The sequence below is a fragment of the Bacteroidota bacterium genome, assembly GCA_030706565.1.
In the GTDB taxonomy this organism is placed as follows: domain Bacteria; phylum Bacteroidota; class Bacteroidia; order Bacteroidales; family JAUZOH01; genus JAUZOH01.
In genome coordinates, this window is record JAUZOH010000287.1 from 1 (window position 1) to 4942 (window position 4942).

Genomic DNA, 4942 nt, shown 5'->3' on the forward strand with positions numbered 1-4942 from the left:
TACGGCACCTATATTAATATAACCCAACGTAGCTGAAATAAATGAAAAATTTTCAAAAGCACCCATAAAATTGGTAGAATAAACGGTTTGCCAAGTCTGTCCGGCGTTATCTGTTCTGTAAATATGTGTGCCTGCAGCAACGAGCCAATTAATACTATCAATAATATGCAAATCATCAATTCTGGAAAATAGAGGAGAAACATTTGTCCATGTTTTTCCTCCATCATTCGACTGGTGGACGCAATAACCTGTAGCTAATAAAATACTTTTAGATAAAGGGAAAATGGCATCAATATCATATAAAGGGAATAATCGATGAATAGTATCATACGATGTACAGGTAATTTGTTTCCAACTATTACCTCCATCTTCTGTTGACAAAACAAACAACCAATTTGAGAGACCGTGTATTCCTGATAAGCCAGCCAGTACAAAACCATTGTTGTTATCCAGAAAATTGATAGAAAATAAAGAAAGATCATTGTTTTGATAAATTGTTTCCCAATTGTTTAATTGATATTCATCATTTTTTGAACAAGAAATAAAAATAATGAGTACTATAATAAACAGTGAAAGTTTCAATATAATTGATTTATTATACATGAGTCGTATTAATGGATTCAATTCTTTGCTCACCTGCCCATTCTTCAAAATAATTTGATGGCTAACCCTCAAAAACAATAAGTTAAAATAGCAATTAGCAGATATTAATCCAAATTTTTCAGTAAATATTGGCATTAAACTTATAATCGTCTCATAATTTCGATACCTTAAGTGTGGCTGTATAATTTGAAGGATTGATGGGTGTATTTCCGGCAGGATAAGGATCCAGTTTTAACAGGCAAATTCTGTAGCCTAAGGTATCTTTAGGTTGATAACAATAATCATCATTAGTACCACAGCCTAAAATAGTTAAAGAAATGGTGGCTGTTTCTTTCTGATGAGTCAAAAATACCTGAATGCTGGCAACACTTCCATAACACAAATAACATATGGATTTAGGACATCTTCCATCTGAAATAACTTTTTTAAAACTTAAGGTAAGGATACTATCCGAAGAGTTTTTATCTGAAACAAAAGGGATAAGTAATTTTGTTTCATTTACTTTTATTAAAAATGGTTCGCCAAGATGGCTGTTATTCACTAAGGAAGTTTCTTTATGGCAGCCAAATGTAATTATCGCAATTACTCCTAACAGAAATAAATATAAACTTATTATTTTCATACAAATATAATTTATTTTCTAAGGTCGTGTAGTAAAGTCTTTAAGTGACGTCAGGTACGATATAATTAACATCAATTGACTGGAATATAGACCGGTCTTCCTCATCCATTTCGTCCCTGACGGGACTTTTATCTGCCACCTATTATCTTTTCTACCAATATTAAGTCCCTGACGGGACTATGAAAACCTTCAGCCCGTTTCATATTTTCAAAGGTCATATTGAACTCCATGTTTGCTAATTTTATTCGTGTTTTGTGTTTTATCCGCAAACATGTTCGTTTCATCATCCTACTGACAGGTCATGTAAATTAATATGTTGTAAAATTCACTAATCAGTAATATTCGATTATGTAGTAATCAGAATACAAAAGAAGAGAAACGTTAATTTTTTCTTTTGCATAGATGATATATCCACATAAGAATAGAACGACTTTCAAATGCATCATTTTAAAGGAAGCAACCATCAGATATAAATGTAAGATGCAGTAAAAGTCAAAAAAGTTGCTTACTGTTAATTGTTTTTACATATTTTGGTAGCCGAAAATTGTAAATTTATTTTCCTTTTAAAACCTTATCCAGGAATGCAACCGTATAGAAAAGGGTTGTATTAAACCAGGGATGGAAAAACCAGAAAGGATGCGGAGTATTGGAAATAGTATGAACTTCAGCGTAAATATGGAAACTTCTGAGTTTTTTAATTTCTTCATCCCGTCCATTATGGAAACGAGGTATGGCACTGTTGATGAAACAGACAGGAGCCGATTTTGAGGAAATCCAATAAATGGGAGACGCTTCTTTCCACATTTCCGGTCGTTCAGCATAAGTCCCACCCAGCCATTTGCTGTCGGCTGATGTTTTATGGGCTTCTTTTGCCTTCTGGGCATTGGCTATAGATTCCTCAACCGTAAAATCGGAAATTCCATCGATGTTAACCACTGCCTGTACTCTGCTGGAAAATTTTGCATTTCCTCCTTCACCCTCATATTTCTTCAATCCGTTAGTGGCACCGATCAGGTTAACCATCTGTCCGCCTGATGAGCAGCCCAGTACAGCGATGTGCTTTCCGTCAATTCCGTATTGCTCGGCATGAGCCCGCATCCAGCGTATGGCCGCTTTCACGTCATGTATGGCTGCAGGATAAAGAGCTTCGGGTGAAAGCCTGAACTCAACGGCTGCCGTAACATACCCCTTTGCCGCGATTTGCTGGGCCATAGGTATTTCCTGAGTCCTGTCGCCCGAACTCCACCCGCCGCCATGGATAAGCAATACGGCAGGATATTTCTTTTTGTTGTCAAGGCGATACAAATCGAGGTGTAATTCCCGCTTTCCATAAGGAGTATTGTCCAAAACGGAATATACAAGATTTTCTTCGGCCACCACTCCCTTAGGCAGCAAAGGATTAACAATCTTTATATCCGGAAAATATTTTTTTTGTTTCACATAAGTCTGATAGATTGTAAACGATGTGTCACGGGGAATCTGTGCTGCTTGTGCCCTTACCTTAAAGGCAGAGGCAAACAAAAGAATTATTGCAAGAGGAATGAACAGATCAAACCTCCTTACGCTTTTTACATCTTTTTTCATTTTTAAATAAATTTAAAAACAAACATAAAAATATAAAATAATAAGCAACGGCAGAGATCAAAGCTCAGAAATCACTTTCAAATTATTTACTGATCGAAATGCAATAGCAGCAATTATTTTAAATTTCCCTAAAAGCAACATTCGCCTCATTTTTTGCCCATTAAATTTATATAAGATCTTTTGTACTTAATTCATTAAAATTTATTATCTTAGTTATTATGAATCAGATTTTTACAAAGCCTCTCATAGATCATCTCCAGTATAAATCAAAATATGAACCATTATGAAAGCACTCAAAATTGTAAGCTGTGTTTTTATTTACATGGCAGTAATTTCAACCAACTGGGTTCCCATTGAAGGACAAACAAAAAGTAAAAATCTCCCGACAGGTTATGCTCAAGCCACTTATTCAGGGCTTACCGATAATGATTTTATGAAAAACTGGATGGTCCTGGGCCCCGTTAAACTCAAAAGATCTGGCAGTAATCCTACTGACAGCGTACAAAAAGAATTTTTCGACAAGGATGAACTGACCAAAGTTGTGGTTCAACCACAAAAAGTACTTCCGGCCTTGAAAATTGGAGATTCAACCTATAACTGGCAAGCCGCTAAATATGAGGATGGAATAATTGATCTTAATAACAAATTCGGCCCTCATGAATATTCAATTGCTTATGCCCTGGCAGAAATTAAAATGGACAAGCCTGCTAAAGTGCTGATGGGCATTGGCAGTGATGACGGCATAAAAATATTTTTGAATGGCATATTGGTTCATAAAAGCTGGATTGGAAGACCAACGACACCCGACGATGATATTGTCGTTTTCGACCTAAAAAAAGGAAGCAACCAAATCCTGCTTAAAGTTCAGAACATGCAATATGGCTGGTCATTTGCCATGCGTAAACCAGGGAAAGACATAATTGGAAAATTACTCATTGAATCCGCAGGTAAAGGGAACCTGGATAATGTAAAAATTCTGACCGAAAATGGAGCGGATTTAAATTTTCAGGATACAACAGGCAAAACTGCTTATATAAATGCTTTAATAAGGGGCAGATTAAGAATAACAGAGTATCTTAAAGAGAAGGGGGCCAATACAGACATTCAAATTCCGGCATTTGATAAATTAGTAGACGACCTTTTCAGGAGTGTACAAACAGGATCAACACCCGGAGCAGCCATATTGGTTTCACAGGATGGTAAGATCCTGTATGAAAAAGGATTTGGATATGCCGACATTGGAAATAAAGTAAAGGTTACACCCGACACAAAGTTTAGAATAGGATCCATTACCAAACAATTTACGGCTGCATCTATCCTGAAACTCCAAGAAGAAGGGAAACTAAGTATTCATGACAAACTTTCGAAATATATTCCGGATTTCCCCAAGGGAAACGAAGTAACCATAGAACATTTGCTTACACATACATCAGGGATCCATAGTTATACAAACAGAAATGGCCTGTATAAATATCTTTACATGCCAATTACATCAGCAGCATTGATTGATACCATAAAAGCCTATCCTTATGATTTCAATCCCGGTGATTTATTTTCATATAACAATTCTGGATTTTTCATCCTCGGCTATATTGTTGAAAAAGTTTCAGGCAAAAGCTTAAATGACTATTTAAAGGAGACCTTTTTCAAGCCATTGGGCATGAATAATACAGGCATTTATTCAGCAAATACTTTGCTCGAAAATGAAGCATATGGTTATTCCACCGAAAACGGAATTTTATCCAAGGCTATTAACTGGAATATGTCGTGGGCAGGAGGTGCAGGAGCATTGTATTCTACGGTAAGAGATTTAAACATTTGGAATGAAGCAATATTCAACGGGAAAGTATTATCTGAAGCCAGCCTCAATGCAGCATTTACATCAGAAGTACTAAACAATAAACAAAAGACAAACTACGGCTTCGGCTGGTTCCTTCAAAATTACCGCGGATATAATTTAATCCTTCATGGTGGCGGATTAGATGGATTTGTTTCCATTTTATTACGTCAACCGGATAAAAAAATAACCATAGTGGAACTTTGCAATTCCACTCCCCCACCTGCAGGAATTGATCCTTCAGCAAACGCCAACCTGATCATGGAATATATGCTGTGGGCAAATATGTCGAAACA

Annotated in this window: 4 protein-coding genes; 1 reads left to right on the forward strand and 3 read right to left on the reverse strand. The window is 36.3% G+C overall.

Translation table 11 applies throughout. The features are described 5' to 3' along the window. The 3 genes from Q8907_12665 to Q8907_12675 all read right to left on the reverse strand — a co-directional run. The coding region (locus Q8907_12665; GenBank protein MDP4275121.1) for a YCF48-related protein at nt 1–582 on the reverse strand (582 nt) is incomplete at its 3' end. A 172-nt stretch (nt 583–754) separates the two neighbouring features. Continuing rightward, nucleotides 755–1225, reverse strand: coding sequence for a hypothetical protein (locus Q8907_12670; protein MDP4275122.1), 471 nt, complete (start codon nt 1223–1225; stop codon nt 755–757). A gap of 552 nt (nt 1226–1777) precedes the next feature. Then, nucleotides 1778–2809: an alpha/beta hydrolase gene (locus tag Q8907_12675; protein ID MDP4275123.1), complete on the reverse strand. Its 1032-nt coding sequence runs from the start codon at nt 2807–2809 to the stop codon at nt 1778–1780. A gap of 283 nt (nt 2810–3092) precedes the next feature. Here Q8907_12675 and Q8907_12680 point away from each other — a divergent pair. Next, on the forward strand, nt 3093–4942 hold a 1850-nt coding region (locus Q8907_12680), incomplete at its 3' end, for a serine hydrolase (GenBank protein ID MDP4275124.1).

What these genes read in the sequence shown, in the direction of transcription:
- Q8907_12670 (MDP4275122.1), bottom strand. Translation starts at nt 1,225, where the DNA reads ATGAAAATAATAAGTTTATATTTATTTCTGTTAGGAGTAATTGCGATA.
- Q8907_12675 (MDP4275123.1), bottom strand. Translation starts at nt 2,809, where the DNA reads ATGAAAAAAGATGTAAAAAGCGTAAGGAGGTTTGATCTGTTCATTCCT.